At 49.3% G+C, this 25378-nt stretch carries 15 protein-coding genes; 2 read left to right on the top strand and 13 right to left on the bottom strand.

Annotated features, from left to right (window positions below):
• The first annotated feature begins 178 nt into the window (after positions 1 to 178).
• Entirely contained in the window at positions 179 to 1282 is a 1104-nt protein-coding gene (locus ABE504_RS26865; RefSeq protein ID WP_430094804.1) for a PRK06851 family protein, read from the top strand.
• 194 nt (positions 1283 to 1476) lie between these two features.
• On the opposite strand, the gene ABE504_RS26860 is transcribed toward ABE504_RS26865, so the two are convergent.
• Positions 1477 to 1689 (bottom strand): hypothetical protein, encoded by a 213-nt coding sequence (locus ABE504_RS26860; protein ID WP_430095100.1) that lies wholly within the window; start codon positions 1687 to 1689, stop codon positions 1477 to 1479.
• On the opposite strand from ABE504_RS26860, the gene ABE504_RS26855 reads away from it, so the two are divergent.
• Positions 1600 to 1827 (top strand): TetR/AcrR family transcriptional regulator C-terminal domain-containing protein, encoded by a 228-nt coding sequence (locus ABE504_RS26855; protein WP_430094802.1) that lies wholly within the window; start codon positions 1600 to 1602, stop codon positions 1825 to 1827. The two genes, ABE504_RS26860 and ABE504_RS26855, sit on opposite strands and share 90 nt — an antisense overlap.
• A gap of 110 nt (positions 1828 to 1937) precedes the next feature.
• Here ABE504_RS26855 and ABE504_RS26850 read toward each other — a convergent pair whose 3' ends face one another.
• From ABE504_RS26850 to ABE504_RS26795, 12 genes are all read right to left on the bottom strand, one after another.
• On the bottom strand, positions 1938 to 8792 hold the full coding sequence (locus tag ABE504_RS26850) for a polysaccharide lyase family 8 super-sandwich domain-containing protein (protein WP_430094800.1): 6855 nt from the start codon (positions 8790 to 8792) through the stop codon (positions 1938 to 1940).
• Between the two features lie 135 nt (positions 8793 to 8927).
• Positions 8928 to 9749 (bottom strand): carbohydrate ABC transporter permease, encoded by an 822-nt coding sequence (locus tag ABE504_RS26845; protein WP_430094798.1) that lies wholly within the window; start codon positions 9747 to 9749, stop codon positions 8928 to 8930.
• A gap of 1 nt (position 9750) precedes the next feature.
• Positions 9751 to 10704, bottom strand: a complete 954-nt coding sequence (locus tag ABE504_RS26840) for a carbohydrate ABC transporter permease (RefSeq protein ID WP_430094796.1) — start codon at positions 10702 to 10704, stop codon at positions 9751 to 9753.
• A 65-nt stretch (positions 10705 to 10769) separates the two neighbouring features.
• Positions 10770 to 12116 carry an ABC transporter substrate-binding protein gene (locus ABE504_RS26835; protein WP_430094794.1) on the bottom strand — a complete coding sequence of 449 codons (1347 nt, stop codon included), beginning with the start codon at positions 12114 to 12116 and terminating at the stop codon, positions 10770 to 10772.
• Positions 12117 to 12245: 129 nt separating this feature from the next.
• Positions 12246 to 13049: a response regulator transcription factor gene (locus ABE504_RS26830; protein ID WP_430094792.1), complete on the bottom strand. Its 804-nt coding sequence runs from the start codon at positions 13047 to 13049 to the stop codon at positions 12246 to 12248.
• Positions 13050 to 13065: 16 nt separating this feature from the next.
• Positions 13066 to 14391 (bottom strand): ABC transporter substrate-binding protein, encoded by a 1326-nt coding sequence (locus ABE504_RS26825; protein WP_430094790.1) that lies wholly within the window; start codon positions 14389 to 14391, stop codon positions 13066 to 13068.
• Positions 14392 to 14416: 25 nt separating this feature from the next.
• Positions 14417 to 16174: a sensor histidine kinase gene (locus ABE504_RS26820; RefSeq protein ID WP_430094788.1), complete on the bottom strand. Its 1758-nt coding sequence runs from the start codon at positions 16172 to 16174 to the stop codon at positions 14417 to 14419.
• Between the two features lie 459 nt (positions 16175 to 16633).
• Positions 16634 to 18412, bottom strand: a complete 1779-nt coding sequence (gene lepB, locus ABE504_RS26815; RefSeq protein ID WP_430094786.1) for a signal peptidase I — start codon at positions 18410 to 18412, stop codon at positions 16634 to 16636.
• Positions 18413 to 18653: 241 nt separating this feature from the next.
• Positions 18654 to 19478, bottom strand: a complete 825-nt coding sequence (locus tag ABE504_RS26810) for an NAD(P)-dependent oxidoreductase (protein WP_430094784.1) — start codon at positions 19476 to 19478, stop codon at positions 18654 to 18656.
• Positions 19479 to 19538: 60 nt separating this feature from the next.
• Positions 19539 to 19925 (bottom strand): MerR family transcriptional regulator, encoded by a 387-nt coding sequence (locus ABE504_RS26805; protein WP_430094782.1) that lies wholly within the window; start codon positions 19923 to 19925, stop codon positions 19539 to 19541.
• A gap of 320 nt (positions 19926 to 20245) precedes the next feature.
• Positions 20246 to 20713, bottom strand: coding sequence for a hypothetical protein (locus ABE504_RS26800; protein WP_430094780.1), 468 nt, complete (start codon positions 20711 to 20713; stop codon positions 20246 to 20248).
• A 3-nt stretch (positions 20714 to 20716) separates the two neighbouring features.
• On the bottom strand, positions 20717 to 25330 hold the full coding sequence (locus ABE504_RS26795; RefSeq protein WP_430094778.1) for a leucine-rich repeat protein: 4614 nt from the start codon (positions 25328 to 25330) through the stop codon (positions 20717 to 20719).
• Positions 25331 to 25378 lie beyond the last annotated feature (48 nt).

Raw genomic sequence — 25378 nt, 5'->3', positions numbered from 1 at the left:
CAATTTTATTATACATAAAACAATAAAAAGGCATCCCCATTGAAATAGAACAAACACCACTTTTTACAAAGCGGAATATACAAATGCATAGGCACTTATCCCACGCATGCTTATTCGATTCCCCTGATCCTGAAAACTTTGCGAATCGAAATAGGCAAAAAAGGAGTGTTTCAGATTGATGGAAAAATCATCTCACTACTTTGCCCGCGGCAACACTGCGCACGGAGCTCATTTCTTGTACAAATCGGCCTTCGATGGGCTGAACAAGATATTCGTCCTTACGGGTCCACAGGGTACGGGAAAATCGACGGCCATTCGCGGCTTGGCGGATAGCTTGCTGGATAAAGGCCAGCACGTACAATGCTTCCACTCCCCCCTCCGTCCCGACGAACTGGATGGCATCATTCTGACGGATTTGAAGGTTGGTATTGTCGATGGGCGAGCCTGCGGGGAAATTTCGGAGAACCAGGCCGGCGAAATCGTCTTTATCGAATTCGGGGAAGCGCTTGATAAAAGTCTTCTTTCACCGGGACTCCGGACGATTGAGGATCTTAGAGGTAAGCTTGATCGCGCTTATTCAAAAGCATATGAAACATTCTTAACCGCATTGCGGATTCATGACGAATGGGAGAAATATTATATCGAAAGCATGGATTTCATGAAAGCTGACCAGATTGCACAGAATTTGATTCAAGAATTATTTGCTGGTCATGAAAGTCATTCACCAACCGTTGGGCGCCACTTGTTTTTCGGAGCTGCGACGCCGAAGGGAGCATTCGACTTTATTCAAAGCTTGACCTCTCGGCTGGAGCGACGGATTTTCATCAAAGGAAGGCCAGGATCCGGAAAATCAACACTGCTAAAAAAACTTGCCGCTGCTGCTGAAAATAAAGGAGTCGAAGTTCAAGTATTTCATTGCGGCTTTGATCCCAACAGCCTGGATATGTTGATTTTCCCGACGCTCCGAACAGCGATCTTCGATAGTACCGCCCCACATGAATACTTTCCTGATCGGGATGGGGATGAAGTCTTGGATATGTATTCGCTTACGATGGATCCTGGCACAGATCAGGCCTATTCAGCCCAAATCACCGCTATTAAAGAGCGCTATTCGGCAAAAATGAAGGAGGCCACCTCCTTTTTGGCCGAAGCCGAGGCCATCGATTCTCAAATTAAGGCCTACTATGTTGCGGCCACAAATTTCTCGATTGTCGATGAACTCCAGCTGCAAGTAGAGTCCGAATTGAATGAACTGATCGACGCCATGCAGCCTTCAAAATAAGGGTACAATCTAAAAGAACTCTTAGACTGGGCTCAGCTGCTGACGGCTGAGCCCTCCAAGTAAAGCATGACGTGCCTATTATTTCTGATATCCGCCAAGGCTCGAAATATCTCTATTCCGCAAATTGACGCGCACTCTTCACTTGTTATCCGTTGGTTTTTTGCTGTCACTTCTGGTAGGGTTCACCGTGCTGTCTAATGTGCAAGCGCCGCGATGATATCTGCAATCAGCCGATCAGCCCCCATGATCAGACCGTCTGGATGGTGGGACATGCCCAATCGAACGACGACCAGGTGCTCAGAAGGCACGATGACCACATGCTGCCCCATATTGCCCATAGCGAAAAAGGCATCGCGCGGCACATTGGGCATGCCCCATGGAAGACCATAAGGCGGGGATTGCCCCAAGAGGAGTATCCGAGGCTCGTCGAAGCAGCCCCGGATATTGCGGTCTGTGTCGACCCGGACCGACACTTCGCATTCGGTGCCGAGCTCATTTTAGCTGGAGTTGAGGCCATGGCCGCCTCTCATCGACCTGAGATATAGCTGGTTGAGGTCCATGCTGCCGCGGCCAACTCCTATAGCCCCTTGCCGAATGTATAATCGGCATAACCAAACGGGGTTTCCCAAATAAAAGGAAAACCCCGTTTGCTAGACTACCTGTTATACAAGTTGTAAATGATAACTGCTGTTTCAGCCCTTGTTGCTGTTGCCTTCGGATTTATTGAATTGCCGCTGCCTTCTATAATCCCAGCTTTAGTCAAAGCTGCAACATCATTTAATGCGTAACTGCTTATTTGTGCCGAATCCGAATAGCCTTTCAGTTCAGATTCGGAGGCGTTTGCCAATTGTCTTCCAGCCTTATCCATAGCTCTTGCTGCAAGAACAATCATGTCTTCCCTTGATATCTTGGCATCTGGATTGAAATTATTGTTACCAACCCCATCCGTAATTCCAAGAGCTTTAGCTGTTGCCAGCGCTTCTGCATAATAGGCACTTGAGCTTACATCTGTAAAGTTGCCTTCTGTTTTTGCAGATAACCCAAGAGCCTTAACAAGCATGAGTATGAAGTCTGCCCGCTTGACATCGACAGAAGGATCGAAGGTTGCTTCTGAAGTACCGTTAATAACACCTTTAGATGCCAAAACTTCGATGGCCCTACTTGCCCATGAATATTCGCCAATGTCTCCAAAGCTCTTCTTCACATAGGCCACTGCAAAATTGCCGAAGTGTGTTGTTTGAAAGGTTACCTCACCCGTTCTGGAATCATATTTGCCTGTTGGTACCGCCACTGTCTTGCCTGCTTCATCCATGTACCATACGACGATACGTTCTGGATCAGCAAGCTCAGCTGCTGTAGGCGTATACGGTATTTTCACGGTAACAGGCGCTTCAGGATTGCTCCATGATATCCTGCTGCCGTTTATACTTACATGGAGTTCTACGGCAGGTCTCATACCTATTTGTGACTTTACTGCCGGATCAATCACTTCGTTTGTATCTGCTTTTGCTAGGGTGAAGCTTATACGTTGTGCCTCTTTTACATCGATTGGTGTGAGCATGTTTCCAGGTATGGATACCTTACCGAGTTCCGTTGCTAGTTCGACCTTCTTTGATGCATGTTCTGACATCAGAGCTGGTACCGTGAAGACCGCTTCATAGGCACGGGCTCCCTCAGCCTTCGGTACATGGATTTTTGCGGTATCCGATGCTTTGAGAACTTTGGCCAATGCATCTGCATCAATGGTAGTTGAAGCTACGCCTGCATCATTCACTACAGGTGCAGATGCCTGAATGGTACCCGGAGCATTTTCTATCGGCGTACTTGGCGGTGGGGTTACTGGCGGTATTGTTCCCGGTGTTCCGGATGAATCGCCTCCACTAGATTCGCTTCCACCATCACTTGGTCCGCTTCTTCTGACGGTTACCAAACATGTTGCGGTCTTACTGCCATCTTCCGTTGTTACCGTAATTATCGCTGTTCCTGCTGCCACAGCGGTTACCCTACCATTACTGTCGACTGTTGCAACACTGGAATTACTGCTCGACCATGTTACATTCTTGTTTACTGCACTGGATGGTGTTATGGCAGCTGTCAGCTGTCCGCTGCTTCTTTCCGTCAAATCCATTGTGTTCTTGTCAAGTGTTACTCCATTTACTTTCTTCGCTGCCTCCACCAGTTCCTCATACTGTCTTTCTGCAGCGGCCAGCTCTTCATAGTTATCCACTAATGCTTTCTGATCATCCGACAGTTCATTATACGCTTGCCGCGCAGCATCGATATCTTCCCTGCTGTTCAAGGTAACCATACCGATTGCACGAATCAATGCCTTTACGGTTTCCACTTCTGCATCAACAACTCTTATTTCCTGTTCAAACATATACTGCGGATTAGCGACACTGGTCGCTCTTACAACCACGTTCCCTAAGCTAATTGCTTTTATTAAACCTTCGTTCGTTACGAGAAGCACACGTTCATCACTGGAAGTCCAGCGAATGTTCTTAATTGATGCATTATCAGGAGTAACTGAAGCATCAAACTGGGCAGTTGTCCCTTTCTCGATGATCGCTACACCACCTCGCACCTCAAGACTGGAAACGGGTACGGGAGCACCGCTATAATCGGTTACCGTTACTTCACTACTCGCATAAACAGCATCAGAAACCGTAGAATAAGCCTTAATGATTGCCGAACCTGTTGTTATACCCGTAACAACACCTTTATTGGATACTGTTGCTACTTCAGGGTTTAGGCTGACAAATGCAACGCTTCCTTCATTTATATAAGGTGGATCTGTAAGAATAGCAGCTGTTTTCTTATGGTTTCGTAAAACAGTAAATTTCTCAGAAGCAAACTGAATGGAATTAACCGTTGTTTCTGCCAAACTTCCAATGACCTCAAATTCATATAAAGAATAGCCATACGTGGTACCGCGCTTAATACCTTGCATACGAATGTATCTTCCCTGTATCGGCTCATCAAGTACATACCTCTTCCATCCGGCAGCACCGCTTTTTTCATAGACGACATTCGTTACCGAATCGCTGTCATTGTACACCTGAATGTTATACTCTTTACCGTAGGCTGCTTCCCAAAGCAAATTAATCTGATAAATATTGCTTTGAGCACCCAAGTCAATGGTATACCAATTGTTGTCTGATCTGGCAGATGCCCAACGCGTTGATGGATCTCCATCTATAGCAGCTTTCGGTTCACTATTCGTGGTGTCATTGCCACTTGTTGTTGCGGTTTTTCCAGGTGCAAGATTTCGAAGATCAACTCCATCTTGTCCGCTTTGTGCTTTGAACGAGAGAACACGGAACTCATAAAGTGAATAGGCAGCAGGTGCTTGTGTACCACTTAATCTAACATATCGATATTTTTGTATCTCATCAAATGCAATCCAGACATTACCACCTTTACCGTCCGCCTCCGTATACAGATTAACCCAAGTGCTACCATTCAGGGAACCCTGAACCACATAGTTGGTTGCATATTGCTGCCAGTTCAGCTCAATTGCTCCAAACCCCTTTGGTGATCCTAAATCGACCTGCAGCCATTGAACATTCCCTACACTGGATTCCCAACGCGAAAGATAGTCGCCATCTGTTGCTTTATTAGCAGTGTAAGTACCACTCACAGAACTTGCGGAAGTATTTGCGTTAAGTGCAAGGTTTTCTGAAGTTCGGACATTAATATTTGCACTTACATCTTCCTTCGTTCCAAGAACTTTCGCTGTTAGAACCGCTGATCCGAGTGCTCCAGCCTGCAATGCCCCTGTTGAAGAATTCACAGTAGCAATATCCTTATCTGAAATCGTATAGTTGATTTCACCGGTCGCATTCATCGGTGCCAATTTGACGGTCGGGACTAAATTATATTTCATAACGGCTTCAAGCTGCTTATCCTTAAAGCGGATCTTTTGTAGAGGTGCAATTTCATGGACATAGGATAAGTGTAGGTCGGCAATAGCAATTGAATCGCCTCCACCGCTTATTGTAAGCAGTAGGTAGTTCGTGCCATCCTCTAATTCAGGAATGTTGTAAACCACTTTATTGTAGTTCCCATAATCAAGTCCGGCAATCTCTTGACTGGAAGCAACAGGCCTATAGCTTTTCCCGTCCTTGGACGACATCATCGAAACGGCACCGCCATTTGCTTTGGCGATAAAAGCAGTAAGATTGGCATTTCGTATATTGGTATAACTATAAAGCATCGTTGCATTTTCAGAGCCGCTTTTTATCAGAAGATCCTTATCGCCCCCGAACTTAACACCATCTCCCTTCATATAGGCGGCATCGCCTTTTACCTCATAGGTTCTGGAATCATCCAGCATCGTATCCATGACAAAACGGTCAGAAGTCCAAGCATAATTGATGACCAGTTTTGAAAGCTGTGGTGCCCATATTTTTGTATTATTGGAAACCGAAATTTTAATAAATCTTATGGAGCGATCTAATTCCGCTGAATTGGTATATACAACTTTACTCCACTTATCTTTTACTACGGTTCCGTTTTTTGTTGCCGGAATAGGAATCCAGTTCTCATTATCTGCTGAACCAAAAAATTGAAGGATGGTATTATCCCCTGCATTAGCTAAACCATAGTCATAGGTCGTCAGTTCAAAGTCTTTTGGTGTTGGCGCATAGTAGGTTACATATTCCTCTCGTCTTGGATTCGTTTTATCAGCATCATTTCTCTTAAGACGGGTAGAATCCCCATCATAATAAGTATTCGCATTGGAAGCGTCGAAGGCCCATCCACCGGAATAACTGACCGTCTTGGATAAATCCTCGAATTCTTCGATCAAAGTACGCGTATTGCCGATACGATAGGAAACTTCAGGCGATAGACTGCCTTCCCCTGATTCATTCATTGCTTTCACTGCAAAATAATAACTCGTATTTGCATGTAATCCTTTGATTTGCGCTGTATTTCCGGAAATAACGAGCGATTCCGTATAATTTCCACTTTCCGTACCGTAAAGCAGCTTATAGCCTGTTGCTCGCGCAGCTTTTGCAAATTCAAGACTCAATGTGACATCGTTTAACGCCATATTTGTAATAGATGTTTCTCCTGGCGCCTCAAGTGGTTGGAAGGAAAACTCAGCCTCGATCGGATTCCCGAAAGATTGATCGACATCCAGCTCAAACCTGATTGACGGAGAAGTTTGAATAACTTTAATCCGGCTATCTTTAGAAATAACCCCGACAGCTGCCCGGTTAATATCCACCGTAATTGTGCCCGAATTTCTCTTTGTCGTATCTGAAAGAGCAAAGCTAAGCTTATGATCATCTTCTTTTATCATCATAGAAGCAGCTTTATCAACAGTAACATAGTCTTTTACACCCATTGCATCAATGGATTGATTACCATCCTGCCAGAAGTTCACGCCCAGCGTATGGAGCGTTTTCTCATATACGGCGTGTACATTATTATCCTGGCGAATGATTTCAATATCGCTGGAGTCTGCATAGTTTTCAACCTGCTCTTCGGTCATTTCAGGCAATAGGACGTATGCATAGCTTTCATTCACCGGCTTTGAGCCATGATCAATCCACATCGTAAGGTAATTGGCTGATTGCACATCTTCATCTACATTATAAGAGCCCAAATCCGTCCATTTCCCTTTACGGGTTTCACGGACTGCGCCGATCTTGGTTTCTTTCGGAAAATAAACGCCAATATTCGAGCCTTTAACATTTCCTTCGATTAGCGCCCACCTGGCATTATCGATTTCGCCGTTCCAGCCAAGCGTGTTCGACTGTTTCTCCCCATTGATAATTAGAGCATTGTCACCTGTAATATAATGGTTGTCAATCGTAGTTTCAACATGGTTATTATGTGTAGAAGTAATACCCGATCCTAAAGCTACAACCTCGTTATCAAACATAAACCACGATTTTTTTGCGCTCACTTTTGTGCTGCCGGATGAAATCTCCAGGCCGGCAGCACTGTAAGAACCATTAAGCGTGGTGCTTCCAGCAAAGGAGTTTGCATTTTTATGACTGCCGACCGTGATGCCATTAACGGCAGTTACACCAGCAAGCCGATACCAGTCAACGGTTGGCTTTTGATAGGTATACTGTCCAATATCAGGTGTATACACATAAGTCTGTCCAAGACCCGTATACCAGCCTTTTGTATTACTATCCCCTTGCTCAAAGGTTGTGATATCTTTGCTATACATGGAAAGACCAAAAGAGAATTTGTCTGTCGTATGAACGGTTCTTACACCTTTACCAAAGGTATAGCTTTTTCCCGTATTTGAAACCGGCTTGATTGAATCATCCTTAAGGATTTCCAAAGTTTTGGAGAGATTATATACGGGGAACATATACCATGCAACACCGGCACCCTCATTTAAAGTACGTATGGCATTTTCATTATTCATCCATTCCTTAATCATGCCTTTAAATCTCTTGCCCGCTTCCTCAGATACCGACTCAGAGAACAGTAGAACATCGAGACTAATGGTAATGCCAGCATAGGCATCGGTCGTATCTTTACGGGTAATTTCACGTCCCCTTACCATATCCATGAAGACACCTTTATACATAAAAGGCACATAACTTTTTTCCACGATGGTACTCATATTATCTCTTTCGGGGCCGGTAATCTTCCAGGGAGAGTCATCAAGCATATAAATAAAGTGACTCACATCGGAAAATGCTTCTTTCCCATAGCCGCCATTATAAACAACATTTCCGTGCTGCATAAACGTACCGTCTTCATAGTAGCCATCGCCGCTTTTAACATATCCCATAAAGGAAGGAACATCATTTTTTACATAGGCAAGGATTGTACTATCTTTAAGAAGAATGCCCGAATACATGCGGACACGATCTCTCCACAAAGCATTTGCACCAACATACATATAGGCGTCTCCCCCGACTTTTGTCGCTCCCCGATAAGCAGTTGATGTATACGCCTGGATCTGTTCTGCTGTCAGATAATCATACATAAGCAGAACGGTCTCGCTAAGATAAATCGGCCCCCCAATTTCCCAAGTAAACCAATTTCCATAGGAATTCGTTTCTACTCCGACCTTAAAATGATTTTTATAAATATAATCCATTCCACGGAGTATCTCATTTTTTAATCTTTCATTCTGATAAAGTTCACAGCCTTTCGTCTGAAGGGCCAGTGCCATGAACTTAAGGCTTCGGATCGTGAACTGGGTATTATTTGAGTCACTATAGGCAGAACCGCGATTTCCAAGCATATATTCCTTCCAAAGGTAATCATTGTCGCCCCAATCCGGTGTAGGGGTAGGATTGATCCTGTCAAGAAGATCCTGCGCCACATTATTGATAGCTTGCAGCAACCCTTGCATATTCGGGTCCTTAGGATCATAATTACCGCCCATAGCCAAATACTGCCATTTGTCCCGCAGTTTATCAAATTCATCGACTGTTTGCCCTTGTGCGGAAACAGGCACACTGTTCAAAACCATGGTCAGCATCATGACAAACGCTAAAACCATGCTCACTAGTCGTTTTTGCTTCATAACGACTCTCCTTCATCACATATTTTGCTGCTGCCGGCGTAATCAAGCATTGCAACCGCTTTCTTACAGTAGGAATTTGAGGCCCAGCCACTGCTGGCCGGGCCTATTTCATAAACGAATGACAGCTTGGAGCGGTTATCCTTTAATTGATCCCGAGAGCAATCCGCGTATGAAGAACTTTCCTAAGAAAATATATACAGCGAGTGTAGGCAGTGCAGCCAACAGCGCTCCCGCCATCTGCACGTTCCATTGCACGATCTGGCTTCCGGACAGATTCTGCAGCGCGACCATAATCGGCTGATGTTTCTGCGAAGTCAGTGATACGGCGAACAGGAATTCGTTCCATACGCTCGTAAACTGCCAAATGCCGACGACAACGAATCCGGTGATCGACAGCGGGAAAATGACCCTTCTGTAAATCCCCATGAAGCCGTTGCCATCGATTTGCGCTGCCTCCAGCAGTTCGTTCGGTATACCGGCGTAGAAATTGCGGAACATCAGGGTGCATATAGGCAAACCATAGATGACGTGAATCAAGATGAGGCCGGGGATCGAGTTATAGAGCTGCACCTGCTGCAAAAATTGAATCAACGGAATGAGAATGCTCTGGTACGGGATGAACATCCCGAACAGCATCAACGCAAACAACGTATCAGAGCCCCGGAATTTCCATTTGGACAGCACATAACCGTTCATGGAACCCAGCAGCGAAGACAGCAGCGTCGCCGGGATGGCCAGATAGAAGCTGTTGGCCAGGTTCGGAATCAGCTTGTCGTAAGCTTCGTGATAGGCTGAGAAATTCAGACGGGAGGGAAGCTTCCACATCTGGTCAAGCGTAATTTCATCCACGCTCTTGACGCTCGTGACGAGCATAACATAGATCGGGACGAGGAAGACGGCTGCAAGCACAGCGAGTGTGAAATACAGAACAAGCCGTTTCGTGCGCGGCATCGCCATTCTACGACTTCTCCTTTCGGAACGCGGAAATCAAATAGGGCACGATGACGAGAGACACGAGCAGCAGCATGACCATCGCGATACCTGCGCCTTGCGCGTAATGATTCCCGCGGAAAGTCGTCTCGAACATGTACATGCCGGGAACATCCGTCACGAACATGGCGCCGGGACCCGTCATCGCGTAAATTAAATCGAATATTTTCAACGAGACATGCGCCAAAATGATGATCAGGCTCATAGAGATCGGTTTCAGCTGCGGAAGGATGACTTTGCGGAAGATTTGACGTTCGGCTGCACCGTCAACGCGTGCGGCTTCACGCAGATCTTCGGGAATGGCCCGTAATCCGGCCAAATACATCGCCATGGCGAAACCTGTCATTTGCCATACGGCGGCTACCACGACGGCAATAATCGCCATCGGAATGCCGAAATCGATCTGTCCGATATGAACTTTCGGTATGATCTGGGTGCTGACGAACCAATCAGGCACATGCGTAAAACCGATATTCTTCAGGATCAGATTCACTCCGGTTTTGGGCGATAGGATCCATTGCCAAACGACCCCGGTAACGATGAAGGACAATGCCATCGGAAAGATGAATACGTTGCGGAAGAAAACCTCCCCGCGGACTTTCGTATCGACAATCCGGGCCAGGAATAGGCCGACCATCATGGACAAGCCAATGAACAACGCGGTAAAAAAGAGCGTATTGCGCAAATCGGACTGAAACCGAAAATCCTGAAAAAGAAAGCGGTAATTGTCAAAGCCGATCCAATTGGACGACTTCACGAGCGTATTCCAATCCGTAAAGGATACATAACCTGTCCAAGCGATGAACCCGTAAACGAATATCCCGATGACCACAAAAGACGGCAAGATCATCAGAATTGGCGCCATCCGGGCAAATGTCCGGTTACGGCGTCTTGGAGCCGTTACGGAACCCGTGTCTATCATAAGCGATCACTCCCAATAAGGAGGGTCAGCCGCGCGATTCGGCGTCTGACCCTTAATGCTATTCTCTACTTAATGCTCGAGCTTTGCGCTTGCTTCAGCGCTTTCAGCGCTTGATTCACATCGCCGTTGGTGACGAAAATGTTGATGGCCTGGTTCGCTTGCGTCGTGAAGCCTTCTGGAGCGGCGGAGCCGTGAGCCATGCTCGGCGCCAGCTTGCTTGCCTTGAAATCTTCAATCGTCGATTGCCCATACACGTCATACTTGGATTTATTTGCATCAATGCGAGCCGGAATGGAGCCCTTCAGCGGATTGAACACATCCTGCCCTTCTACCGAACCGAGCACTTTCAACCATTCTTTGGCTGCCTCTTTGTGCTTGGTGCCCTTCGGAATCGCGAACGTGTCGGTGACGACCATGAACATACCGGACGAGTTCGGCGTCGCCGCCCAGCCGAAGTCTTTGTTCGCGGTTAATTTCAGATCCGTCGTGAAGTAGCCTTTCGCCCAATCGCCCATCACGTTCATCGCTGCTTCGCCGTTTGCCACCAGCTGCGCGGCGTCCTGCCAGTTGCGGGCGGCATGATCGGTGTTGATATAAGTTAGCATCTTCTTGAACGTTTCCAGCGAAGTCTTCACCTTGGCGTCGTCGAAAGACAGCTTGCCCGTCCACAATTTCTTGTAATCTTCCGTGCCGAGCTGGCCGAGCAGCACGTTCTCGAACAGCATCGTGGCCGTCCACGGCTCCTTATCGCCCAAGGCCAGCGGAACGATGCCCTTGGCTTTCAAAGCGTCGGCCACCGCGAAGAACTCGTCAAACGTCGTCGGGGCTTTCAGGCCGTTGCTGTCGAAAATCTTCTTGTTGTAGAACAACACGTTGCCGCGATGGATGTTGACCGGTACCGAGTAGATGTTGCCGTCCTTGCTAACGAGGTCGATCAAATCTTGCGGAAATTTGGTTTTCCAGCCTTCCGCCTCGTACAGATCGTTCAGCGGGATGACCTTGTCTGCCGCCACCCAGCCGGTATTCAGTTCAGCGCCGCCATGCACCTGAAAGGCATCTGGCGGATCCCCGCCTTGCATCCGACTTGCCAGCACCGCCTTGGCGTTCGTGCCGGCGCCGCCGGAGACGGCGGAATTGATGACTTTGATGTTGGCGTACTTGCCTTCAAATTCCTTGATGAGTCCTTTCAGACCCGCTTCCTCGCCGGCGCCGGTCCACCAGCTGAAAATTTCGACCTGTTGATTGCCGCCGCCGGGCGTGGCGGATGCGCTTGCGCTCGGCTGTGTGCTTGGCGGTGTGCTTGGAGAAGCCGCGGAAGGTGAAGCGCCGTTGTTCGAATTGCTGCTGCACCCCGTCAGCATCATGCCGAGGACGGCTGCCGTCGTAAAAACCAGGCCCGCTTTTTGTTTCATGTCAATACCCCTTTCGATCCGATGAATGATGTAATCGCTTAACATCTTTATCCTACTCGATCGGGATTATCGACATAATGAGGCGAATCTATCTTTTCGTCCGCTTTTTCGCCTAATTTTGAACCGCTTTCATATTTGCGTTTTCCGGAAATCTCCCGGCGACATGCCCATATTTTTCTGGAACCACTCGCTGAAATAACGCGGATTCGGATAACCGACCGCTTCTCCCACTTGATAGATTTTCAGCTTGCCCTCCGTGAGCAGGCTGCAGGCTTTACCGAGGCGTATCCGGGACAAGCATTCGACAAACGATCGTCCGGTCTCCTGGCGAAACAATCGACTCAAATAGTTCGGCGTCACGAACAACTCGCCCGCAATGTCCGCCAAATGAACCTCTTCGGCAAAATGCGCGTGAATGTAGTTCAGAGCCTTCTTGATCAAATAAGAGCTCGGTTCCTCCAACGGCTCAATGGCGCTAGGCATTCTGGATGGAGAAACTCTGTCCGAAGCGCAAAGCGCTTTGGCCTTCAGCAAGGCGTTTTCGATCTCCTCCACCTCTGTCGGCTTGAGCAAATAATCGACCGCTCCCAGCCGCAGCGCTTCCTGCGCGTATTGGAAATCACCATAGCCGCTCAAGAAGATCACCTTGATGCCAGACAAGTCTTTGACCGTGGCTGCGTCGGCTCCCTCTTCTACGCGGCCGCTGACGCGAAGCCGGGCCACCAGTTCGAGCCCGGTCATGTTGGGCATGCGTATATCGGACAAGACGATGTCAACCGGGTCTTTCTCCAAATAGGCAAGCGCTTCGGCGCCGTCCTCGAAAACGTTAACGAGCTCGATGCCGAGCTTCTCCCACTCGATGTGTTCGCATAGTCCTTCCCGAATCCAGGCTTCATCATCGATAATCATCGCGCGGTATTCCGCCTTAGCCAACCTAATCCCCTTCCTTTCACGGAGCCGCCCGCACCGCCAAACGGCGCAGATCGGTGGACGCCTCCCGGAATGCGTCCTGCGGTTCTTCATACAACGTCACGACTTTGGCGAGAGCCCGTTCCACCGCATCCACCATCGCCGGATAGTAGGTAACCGACGGCTCATTCTCGGCCATCTTCATCGTTTCCAGAATTAGCGAAAAATCGGGGCGCTTCTCCCGGAACGCCGGGTCGCCGAGCAGCGAACGCCTCGCCGGCACACCGCCGGCATCAGCGTAGATCATTCCCCCACGTTTACCGGTGGCATATGCGAGAAACTTCCACGCCGCTTCCTTGTTGTCCGAGTTTGCGTTGATCGCCAGCGTCCAGCCGTGCTGGAAAGGAACGCGTTGAACCGTTCCGTCGCTGTCCTTCCTCCCCGGAAGTAACGCGATCCGAATGAAGCCCGCATAAGGGCCGGCGTTTAGTTTAATTGTTGGATATGCCGAGTTCCAATACGGTGCTGCCATAGCGACCTCCCCGGACAAGAGAGCGTCCCTCGTCCGCACGAAATCCCAGGACAGAAGCTTATCCGGCACAATTTTATCCCGAACAAGCCGCTGCAAATAGTCCCCGGCACGGACCGATGCCTCCGAATCAAGTAGCACCTTGCCACTATCCTCCTCCAGGAAGTTTCCGCCGAAAGACCACAGCAAGGAGGCAAATATTTTCGTCCGCTCTTCCGGAACGACGCCCGGCATCGCGAGCCCCCATATCGTAGGGGACTTCGGGTTCCCAAATTGCGAGAATTTCTTTGCGATCTCGTACACTTCTTCCCAGGTATCGGGCGGATTCGGAATCAAATCGCTGCGGTAGTACAGGAAATGCGTACTGATGTCCGTGGGCAAAGCATAAATCGAACCTTTGTAGCGATACACTGTCAGAAAATCGTCGAGATCGAACCCTTCGGGATCGGATGATTGCTCACTGCTTATATAACCGTCCAGAGGCGCGATCGCTTTCGCCGAAGCAAACTGGGCGATAGACGTGTTCGGGACGAAGACGATATCGAACGTGTTCGAACCAGCGAGCAGTTGCGTACCTACAGCCGTAAAGTAACCGTCGCGACCGATCTCAATGAATTCGACCCTGATCCCCGTATCATGTTCGAATGGTGCCAGCAGCTGTCGCAAAGCTGCAGACTCGGTCCCCGTACGGATCAGTACCTTGATTTTGCGAACCGGCTCCGAAACAACCGTCGAATCCGTAGTCTCGAGATTCAGCAGTATAGTTCCGCTCAGCGCCCAGACGAGCAGCAAGACGAAAGAAACGATGATCAACCCGTTGTACTTCCTGCGATTCAAGCCGTTCCCTCCTTAGCATCGATATCTAATGCAATTCGTTGTGGGGAATGCAAACCGTTACCGCCGTCCCTTCCGCTTCGCCCGCTTCCAGGCGGATGCCGTAAGCTTGGCCGAATGCCAGGGAAATGCGCTGCTGGACATTGCGAAGCCCCAGATGCTCATTGGACGATTCCTGCAACTGAAGGCTGACCCGCTCCATATCAATTTTCCCCCCGGTATTGTGGATGACGATGTTTACGCATTCGCCCTCCTTGAAGGCACGGATTGTGACTTGGCCGCCCCCGCTAACCTTGGAAATACCGTGTTCGAGCGCGTTCTCGACAATCGGCTGCAGCAGAAGAGGCATAATTTTCGTATCCTTCGTATCCGGATCGGCGACGATTGTATATTGAAGCCGATCGCGGTAGCGAAATGATTGAATTTGCAAATAGTTTTCGATATGCTCAAGCTCCATCTGCAAAGTGGTCCATTCCTGCTCCGCGCTCAAGGTGAACCGGAAAAACTTGCCCAGCGCGGTCACAAGCTTGCTGATCGGTTCCGCCTTGTGCTTCTTCGACATCCAGTAGATCGTGTCGAGCGTATTGTATAGAAAATGCGGCTTAATTTGCATTTGGAGCGCTTGAAGCAGCGCCTTCCGCTTCTCCTTCTCCTGCTGCTCGTTCTCTTGGATCAGCTGTTGAATCCGCTGCATTAATCGGTTGAAATTGCGCTGCAGGACGCCGATTTCCTGAATGGAACCCTGGATTTCTCGCACCTGCAGCTGGTCGATTGAAGGTGACGACATCAGCTTGGCCAAATTGATGACCGGCTTCGATATCGCGGTAGCCATGAGAACGGATACAATGGTGAAGATGACCGCGCCTAAACCCGCCATGACGAGTAAGTATTTCAAAATTTTCTGATTCGGGCTCATGAGCTCGTTTAACGGAACAACCGCTGTCATTCTCCAGCCGCTTACTGCAGACGTTTCGTGAGCCATCAACCATTTCCCCGCGACTTTACCGACTGCCTCCGCGGGATGCGATAGCGATTTCACCGAACCCTCAATGCCCGGCTCATCGAACAAGGCTGACTGCTGCCGATATATGTCATCCCCCGCCGCGTCGGACAACATGAGCGCCCCGGTCGAACCGATTCGGACTGGGGCTAGACTGTCGTCGATAAAGCGATCGTTCAATTGGATGAACAGATACCCTCTCAGTTCGGACGTATTGCTGTCGATGAGTTGCCTCGCTGCCGTCACGGAATCGCGCACCGGGGTCTTAAAGCCGTCCTTGGTCCGATAAATCGCCCATTTGTCGCTGAACCAACTCATTTTAAGCGGCTGCTTCTGAATCTGTTCCACGATATGATTGAAATTTCCGATATCCAACTGTTCGTAAGATTGAAAGGCGTTGTCCGTGGACAGCACCGTTCGGTTCGGGGTGACCAAATAAACGGCGCGGATATGATCCAGCCGACCCCGCAGCAGGTCGGAATACATTAACTCTTTGAATTTTTGATTCGCTTCCTGCAGCAAGTACGGGCTATTGATGGGCTTATCCAGAAAATCGAGCGGGCGCTGATACAGCAAGGGCCACGTTAGCCGGTCGATCTCCGTAAGATCCGCTTCCAACGCCCGCTGGGTCTGACCGACGGTCTGCAGCAAATATTGGCTGACCTGCTTTTGAAAAATCTCGTTTTGTTTCTCGTACGTGATATACGTGATGACGATCAAAGGAAACAGCATAAGAAGCAAAAAAACGGTTAGCAACATCGCTCGTATGGAAATCGGCCTGTTCAACGCAAAGATTGTTTTTCCTCCTTCCCGCTTCCCGGTAGTTTCCCTTTATCGCTCAGTATTGCGAATAGGGAATGCACCCCATCGTAAATTGGCTAGCTGTTTGAGCGTCGGTTAGCGCCCTTCGGTGCAAATAAAGCGCTCTCAAAATGAAGTCCTCAACGATCAATCCTCAAAATTACATCGGATAAGAAGATCATACAGAACCTTCGTCGAAAATTTAATGAGGCAAAACTTACTTTTATTCTGTTTTTATATACCCCCCTAAACAAGTATAACATTACCCACACTCCCCAGGAACGATGGATGGACCCGAACCTTAGCCCCGGATTTCCGGTGGCGCTCGGGCAAGCACGGATTAGGCGTTGTCCCTGCTCGGCTGTCATGCGAGTTTCATATTACAGTCCTTATTTTAAAAAATGACGAGGCGGCATTTTGCCGCCCCGTCTTCTATCTCCTTCGCTATTCCGATTCTACAATGTCGATGCCTTGAATGACTACTTTCTCTGCTGGCTTGCTTTTTTCATTATAATTGTCCTGCTGCTCGACCGGAACATCAGCAATCGCCAGCACAGTATCCATCCCCTCCGTTACTTTGCCGAATATGGTGTAGTTGGGGATTTGCGCCAGATTGCGGCTGTCTTCTCCCGTGCAAATGAAAAACTGGCTTCCGTTCGTATTCGGCCCGGCATTCGCCATCGCGACAATTCCCGGCTCGTAAGTGTAAGACGTCTTCAGTTCGTCTTCGAAGTTGTAGCCTGGGCCCCCTCTTCCTGTACCTGTAGGATCGCCACCCTGGATCATAAATGACTTGATAATCCTGTGAAAAATAACGTCGTTATAGAACCCTTGCCTCGACAGAAAAACAAAGTTGTTTACAGTCTTCGGGGCCGTATCGGCAAACATTTCAATGGTAAAGTCACCTTTGTTCGTATGCACTTGAGCCTGATACTTTTTCGAAGTGTCGATGGTCATGGCTGGCGGGACCTTATAGGTTTTGGCCGCCGACGTGGCTGGTGCCGGGTTCGTCTGCTTCATTCCTTGAGGTGGATGCTCCACCTCGCTTGGGATGTATTTATGCTCGATGTGAATTATCTTTCCAATAATTTGCTTCAGTGAGACGGGGCCGACGTAGGAAGACCGGCTGTCGATGCTCTCGTTGTAATTGTCCCCGATCACGAACACCTGATCACTGCTCAGTACCATCTCCGCCTGATCAACCTTGTTCCCCGGTAGCATATTGGACGTTGAGCGCTCGCCATTCACATATATATTCTCCTGATCTATGCGAATCGCTTCTCCCGGAAGTCCAATCACCCGCTTCATGGATTGCCTGCCGTCCGGCCCTTCAAACATGACCAAGTCGTTCCTCAAAACCGGATGAAGCTGGCCATATTGCTTGTCCACCCACGTCCGTTCCCCATTCGCGATGGTCGGCTTCATAGAGTTATCCTGCGCAATAAAATGCGCGTAACGGTTTATTTTTGGCAGATCCTTGGCGGATTTGAGAATGTCTAGAATCGCGTTCAGCGCTGGGACATCCTCGGAATTTGCTTTATCCAACTGCTGCTTGACCTGTTCGACTAATGTCTGGCCTTGTTTGGTTTTCTTATTCGGATCGGCTCCATATTGAACGAGCAACCTCACCAATTCGGGATTTTTCCCGTATATGGCCATATCCATTTCATCCGGCGCAAAGGCGTAAACCGGATTGGGCATATCCGGAATAGCCCCGTAATCCAGCAAAAGCTTCACCATCTCGATATTGTTGTGGAATGACGCCATCCCTAGTGAGGAAATACCGTCGTTTCTATTGGCAAAGTTGGGGCCGCCGCCATGCTCAAGCCAATATCTGACCCTATCGAGGTTGTTCGCGATCACCTCGCGGTACACGTAGTAGCTTTTATCCGTTACGATATCGACATGATTCGTTACCGAGTCCCACGTAACGTCTCCCCCCGATGCTTCCCCCAGAAACCGGATGGGCACGAATGTCGAGCCATTTACGAGTAGGGGTGCAGCAGGAAGCTCCTTCTCCACACCATTGATATAGGCCTTGCGGCTGCCCACCTGCATTTGAACCTTCAAATTCGGAGCGGTGCCTGTAACGGTCGAGCTCATCTGTTCCCACTGTACGGTGAAGCCAAGCGCTTCAAAGGAAGGCCGGAATTGAACGAGTGTATTTCCGTCCTCAATTATAGGCAGTTGATCATAGATCACCTGATATTCATTAACGAACACCCGAGCAGGTTCATCCGCATAAACGGACGGAACCAAATAAAGCTGGAGTAAACACAGAAGGATAACTAGCCTGAAATATCGCAGCAATTAGAGCACCTCTATCATTTTCGTATTCACCTTCTACAAGATTTTACCATAAGATTATTCAAGCCGTCTGATCATTCTAAAGATAATAGCCACAGGAAACTAAAAAAACTCTGAAACAAAAGGTCTCAGAGGCAGAATAACATCGACCGTAGCCTTAATATGTTCTGCTCCGATCTCCGTTCACCAGCATATCAAGCAGCAGGCTGGAAAGTGGGGCTGGAACTTGTGCATTTTGCGCCGCCGACAGCAAGAGGCCAACATCTTTCTGCGGAATTTTACTTTCGGATATGGATGACTTCTCGGCTATCATTTTGCCATAGTTTTGATAAATTGGGGCGGTAAACAGTGTGCTGGTAAGCATATTGACCGCTGCTGTGGGATCAACCCCGCCGCGCTCAGCTATTCCTAGTGCTTCTTCCAGTGAGCGTGCGGCGGAGACGATTAGGAAGTTACCGATCAGTTTGACGAGTACAGCCGAACCGGCTTCCTCGCCAAAGTCAAAGATCCCTTTAGCTCCCATCGCCTCCAGCAGTGGCCGCACCCGCTCCTTTGCTTCCTGCGGACCCGCTATTGGAATCCACAATTGCCTGGCAGCGGCTGCCTCCGGCCGTCCAAAGATAGGCGCCTCAACATAGACGGAACCGTGCCGCGCGTGCAGATCCGCCAGCTTCCTACCCGTATCGGGCGACACCGTACTCATTGATACATGAATACCGCCTTTGCCCAGACGTTCTAAGAAATCTTCGCTTTTGACGACGTCTTCCAATGCTTCATCGTCCCATACCAAGGTGACGATGATGCCACCGGTTGTCACGGCGTCAGCTGGACGGACCGCCTGCAGCGCACCCTGGGCTACGAGCGGTTCCGCTTTTTCTGGGGTGCGGTTGTATACGGTCAACGCATATCCTGCTTGGAGCAGATTGGCAGCCACTGGCATACCAAGCAGTCCGAGTCCGATAAATCCAATGTTTTCTCTCATGAATTTAACCTCCCTATATTATTAAACATGACGTTAACGTCATGTTTAAAGCAAAAAAAATTAATCGCCTTCATTGGCCTCGAGCCATCGCTCGAAACGTTCTATATTCGACTGCAAATCGCTGCGGAACTGCCCGAGCGCTTCAAGCTTCTGGTCCGTGTCGGCCAGATGCCGGCGCAGTATGCCGAGGACTTTCCGTTTCGGCAGCACTCCGCTCGTATCCGTAAAGTAAAGCTCGATTACGTCCCGAATTTCCTCCAAACTTAGGCCAATCTTCTTCAACTGATCGATCTTATGCAGACGAGCAACCGTTTCTTCCGTGTAGTAATGATGACCATTGCCTTCGCGCTCGCCAGATGGAAGCAATCCAATGCTCTCGTAATAGCGAACCGTGCGCTGGGTTACCCCCGCTCGTTCTGTCAAATCGCCAATGCGCATGCGGTTCATAATGTATCACTCCTTCCAAGATATAATATGACGTTAACGTCATGTTTGCATGATAGCATTTGGATTGGAAAATGTAAAGGCACCTGAACTTCGCCCTACTCATAATACGGTTCTCCTTATACGTTATAACAGCTAAATTTAAACGGGATGGATTAGCGTAATAGCTGTCCATCCCGTTCTAGTTATCGCGATTCGATTATTAGGTATGAATTTAGAATGAAGTTCACAATCTCACACTGATCAGAGGCGTGTCATTGACGATAACCTTCGTCATTTGATCGGATGTCAGCCCCGAGAAACAGGCGTTTGCTCTGGAACAACTAGCGTCTGCGCATCAGTTCCTTCTCAAGGCTCTCCCTCCCTCTTGTCATCGCCCAGTAGTGGTTCGAGGTGAAGAACGGTTTTAAGATCGGCGAGAACAGTTTGAGCAAGGGCTTCTCGGCATTCACATACCAATCGAATTGTACATTCACATATTCCCCGTCCTGCTCGAACTGCCACGTTCCGTGACCGACCAAATCTCCCGAGGACTTCAAGGAGATGAAATGCGGTGCTTGTTCGGCCGTCTTGCATGACCTCCAGCGGAGCTTGTACGGCAGCTTACCCCTCGAGAGAATGTCATAGACCTCGTTGCCCGTCTCCTTGTCCGTGCCTCCCCTTTGAATCATCAAATATACTTCGGGCCACCAACGTTGATAGTCCAAGAAGTCGGAGCAGATCTCATAAATCTCCCAGATGTTTCCCTTCACCCGCCATTGGGTTGGCATATAATATTCGTTCGCAGCCATGGCTTAGTTCATCCCCTCTAACAACTGTTCGATTTCGGAACTTAATGAGATCGCTCGCAAGAGGACGGTCAAAGCTTCGACTCGGGTAGCGCTCTTATCCGGGTCAAAAACATTCGTGCTTCTTCCGCTGATAATGCCGGCATTCGCGGCTTGCTGAATCTGATCCCTAGCCCACGTACGATCGATATCCCGAAAATTCCCCGTCTTTACTTGTTTCACCGAAGTCAGATTCACGATTCTTGCGAGGATCGCAATCATCTCGGCACGCGTAATATTTCGATCGGCCTGGAAAGTACCGTCCTCATAGCCGTTAATGATGCCGTTGCTAGCCAACATAAGAACTGCGTCCCTGGCCCAACTGTCCCTAAGATCGGTAAATCCGGGCGTTGCCGCGGTGCCTTTGGCGAGCGGGAACAGCTTCGCCAGCATCGAGGCGAATTCTCCTCGCGTGATGCTTGCCTCCGGCTTGAACGTCCCGTCGCCGTATCCTTGAACGATCCCGAGTCTTGCGAACAAGCGGATGCTATGAGCTGCCCAGTGATCTTCCACATCTGCAAAGACGGGAACGTTGGCATTGCGGGGTTCGCCCAATTTGACGGTAAGTGCATCCAGCATCGTATGGATCGCTCCCGCGTCATTCACGTCGATCGGCGGTCGGCCGGGAACGACGTTGAGTATGGTGGGCTTCTCAGACGGCTGCGTTGTCGGGACTGTCGGTGTCTTAGAGTCTGACGGTGTCGTCGGTTGTGATGGCGTTGTCGGGACTGTCGGTGCCTTAGGGTCCGACGGTGTCGTCGGTTGTGACGGCGTTGTCGGGGTACTACCACCGCCTAGTTGACGCTCGTAGATCGTGATCTCTTGGCTTCCGACGCTCCCGGAACTATCCTGGGCCGTCGCCTGAACCGTTACGAGGCCGGCATGCTCTGCTTTCAACAATCCCGTCTCATCAATGACGGCCCTGCCGCTACCCCCTTGAATCGACCAAGACACCTGCTTGTTGGTGGCATCGCCCGGACTCACGCTGGCGGCCATTTGCAGCGTGCCGCCTTCATAAACGGAGGATGTGACGCTTGTCACCTTGATGCTGGTAACCAGGATCGTGTCGACCGGTGCCGATGCCCGCGTGATCGTAACATGATAAGTTTCGGTTGTACCATCTTCCGCCGTTGCCATTATCGCTACGGGGTTGGAACCCACCTTCAGATTGACCTGTACGGGTTGACCCGACTCCGCTACATTTCCGTTGACGGTAACGGTTGCCGCAGGACCGGACACTTCAGGTACGATCGCTACGCTGCTTGTTGCATATCCGACGTCGGCGGTATAGCTCGTAATCCCGGCTTGGAACCGCGGCGTCAAATCACCTACGCTTAACGTCAAACTGGCTAAGTCGGCATCCGAACTTGGATTCGGGCCAGGCAGCGGACTTACCTGAATCGCTACCGTTGCAGGCTCCGCACTCGATCCATCGAGGGTTGCCAACAGCTCGACCGATGCAATCTCGAAGACATAAGGGGCCTTCCAATAGACTTGGAAAATGCCATTCTTATCAGTCGTCACCGTTGCCGTGTCGCTCTCCGTTTGGCTCCACTTGCCTAAGTTCGAGCTGCTCAGGTGAACGGAGATATTGGCCTGAGGCGTAGCGCCTTCATCATATACCGTACCGGTAACCGAGATTTCATGACCGCTTAACGCCACAGTGCTACTCGTGACTAGACTGATTGCGAGCTGCTTGCGCTCCCACACGGCATAAAGCTTTACAACTCCGCTGATACGCTCGAATTTATAACTTTCGCCTGCCTCATAGAAGTTTCCGCTGCGATCCTTTTTTGTGTTCCATCCTTGAAAGGTATACCCGGTTCTCTTCAAGCTCCCGCTCGGTTGAATGGTTACCGATGAATAATAATCGTAATGAGTACCATCTACCGGCGCTTCTCCTTCGGTTTCCCCGTTGGCGTTGCCGTCATATTCGATGCGGACATCGCTTATTTCAAATGGGAACCCGTTCGAGAGCGCATAGTTGACCATTTCACTACTGCCTTCAGCCGGGAAGATAAGCTTTACCCCCGTCTGCATCGTCCCTCCAAACACGCTATCCCCTAACTCCAAGGTCGCAGGCATGATCACTTGTGAGAGCTTGTTATTTTTAAAGGCCTCCGAACCCACGTAAGTTAAGGTCTTTGGAAGAATGATCGATGACAACTGATTATCGGAGAACGCGCCGAAACCGATCTCTTTCAAACCGTCTTCGGAGAACGTTATGTCCTCCAGAAGATTGTTATAGAACGCATATTCATCCACCAGGGTGACGCTATTCGGGATTGTAATCGAGGTTAACCGATTATCTTCGAAGGCATGGCCGTACACTGAAGTTAAGCCGTTAGGGAGTATGATTTGGGCTAACTGATTTTCCTTAAAAGCATAGTCTCCTATGCTCTTTAAGGCTTTTGGCAGAGTCACCGCCGTTAACCAATTGTTACTAAATGCATTCGTGGAGATGCTCGTCACGGTATCGGGTATGGAGACGCCCGTCAACTCCAAGTTCGCAAAAGCCCCCGTCCCGATCTCCGTCACGACATAGCCGTCAATCTTCTCGGGAATGACAACGTCCGAATCCGTTCCTTTGTACCTCGTAATCTTAATTGTACCGTCGTCGTCTTTCAGGCTGTAAGCATAATCCCCGCTGATCACGGTATCGGCTTTGCGCACGAATATCAAGAACGTTCGAGCATTGATCCCATCCCGCGCGGTTACATCGATTCTAATTATATTCATCCCGGTATGCAGCGGTACGCTGACGGGTGAACCGCTGACGGCAGGTAAGCTGACGGTAGCGCCGGTGCCGGCAGACAAATAGTTAATCACCAGAGTGGACTGATCGCTGGCGGTCGTTGCCCTTACGTCGATACTTGTTACGGCATTGCTGACGTCCGCCACGGTATAGCTGTACGTGTCGCCCGAGAATTCCGGAACGAGAGCGATGGACCCTAGTGACAAATCGCTTAACTCGGCATTGGACTCATCTGGCGGAACGACCTGAAACGTCCGGCTGTCCGCCATCCCGATCGTACCATCTACGCTTGCATAAATCGTTACTGATTCTGGGTTCACTACCGAAGGAGCCGTCCATTTCACTGCAAACCCGCCGCTTGCATCCGTTGTCGCCGACACGTCGCTGGTATCGGTAGGCTTCCATTTGCCCAGGGTGCTATGCAAATTCACGACAGCGTTCTCAACAGGTAAGTCGGTATCGTCCCTCACTACACCGATAATCGTAAGGCTACCGCCTCCAGTTACAAGATCGCCATCCTTCTTTAACGCTAAGGACGCAATTGTTGCTGCTCCGTTCCACTTCCATTTCGCATACAGCGTCATATCTTCGGTGACCTTGTCGGTGTCATAATCCCACGCGTCGATATTTTCGGGATCCGTATACCAGCCGACAAAGGCATATCCCGCCCTCGCAGGCTCTGAAGGCTTGGGAGCTTGTCCTCCGTAGGCAACCGATTGGGGCGGGATTTGCGTTCCCCCTCTCGTGTCGAAAGACACTTGATATGAATTCGCCTCCCAGTTGGCATATAAGGTAAAGCCTCCGTCCCGAATTCCATAAATAATCGGGTAGTTTCCGTCCGAATAACTCGTCCCGCTTCCATCTTTCGCCGTGTTCCATCCTTTGAAGGTATAACCTGTCTTCGTTAACGCGCTTGGATCCTGATCCTGATCCGGTATCGGCACCTTAAATACCCCTTTATAGCAAACATATGGAGTATTCGATGGAGGGGTTCCCCCTGTGTTGCCATTTACGTCATAGGTAATCAAATAATTGCAGGGTCTAATTGGAATACCGTATTTCGTTGCATGGTTAAAAACCGTTACACTGCTCTTCGGAATAAAAAGGGTTGCGTTCGTATCAAATACAGGATCCAGATCCCCGCTGCCCAAATTGACTTCCGGTGGAATCGCGACATCTCCCAATGAATTGTTTGTGAATGCCCTCGAGTTAATGGCGATTACTGACTTCGGAATCTGAAGCTTCTTTAATTGATTGCCGTTGAACGCATAAGAATCAATGATCTTTAGTCCTTCCGGAAGGGACACGCTGGACAATCGATTATTCTGGAAAGCATACCTTCCGATGGTAGCCAGACTGTCCGGAATTGTCACGCTTTCGAGTTGATTGTCGGCGAACGCATACTCATCGAGAAAGGTAACTTTTCCGAACACAATACTTTGCAGCTGGTTGTATTGAAATGCCCCTCTTCCGATATCCGTGACGCTCGGAATCTCGATCGCAGTTAATTCATTATGGGCGAATGCAAAACTAGAAATCATCGTAACGCTAGACGGGAGCGTTACGCTTGTTAGTTTAGGTTGACCCGAATTACTAGATGGATCAAATGCACTCGACCCGATGGCAGTAACCGGCTTCCCGTCGAACTCGCTCGGAATGACGACGTCTGAGCGAGTTCCCGAGTAATCCGTAATCATGAAAGTGTTGTCTAATTGCAACGAATAAGTAAAATCGCTGTCCTGGATGGCCTCCGCATGTGCAGCCGGTACAGGCAAGCTGCCGCCGAGCAGAGCGCATAACATCAACAAGGATAAGATCCGACGCATAATTCTTCTCCTCCAATAGTAAGTGATTCATTGGATTATTGTAGAATA

Source organism: Paenibacillus oryzisoli (assembly GCF_050467285.1).
Taxonomy (GTDB): Bacteria; Bacillota; Bacilli; order Paenibacillales; family NBRC-103111; genus Paenibacillus_E; species Paenibacillus_E oryzisoli_A.
The sequence above is the reverse complement of the archived record's forward strand: the minus strand, read 5'-3'. Positions and strand labels throughout refer to the sequence as shown.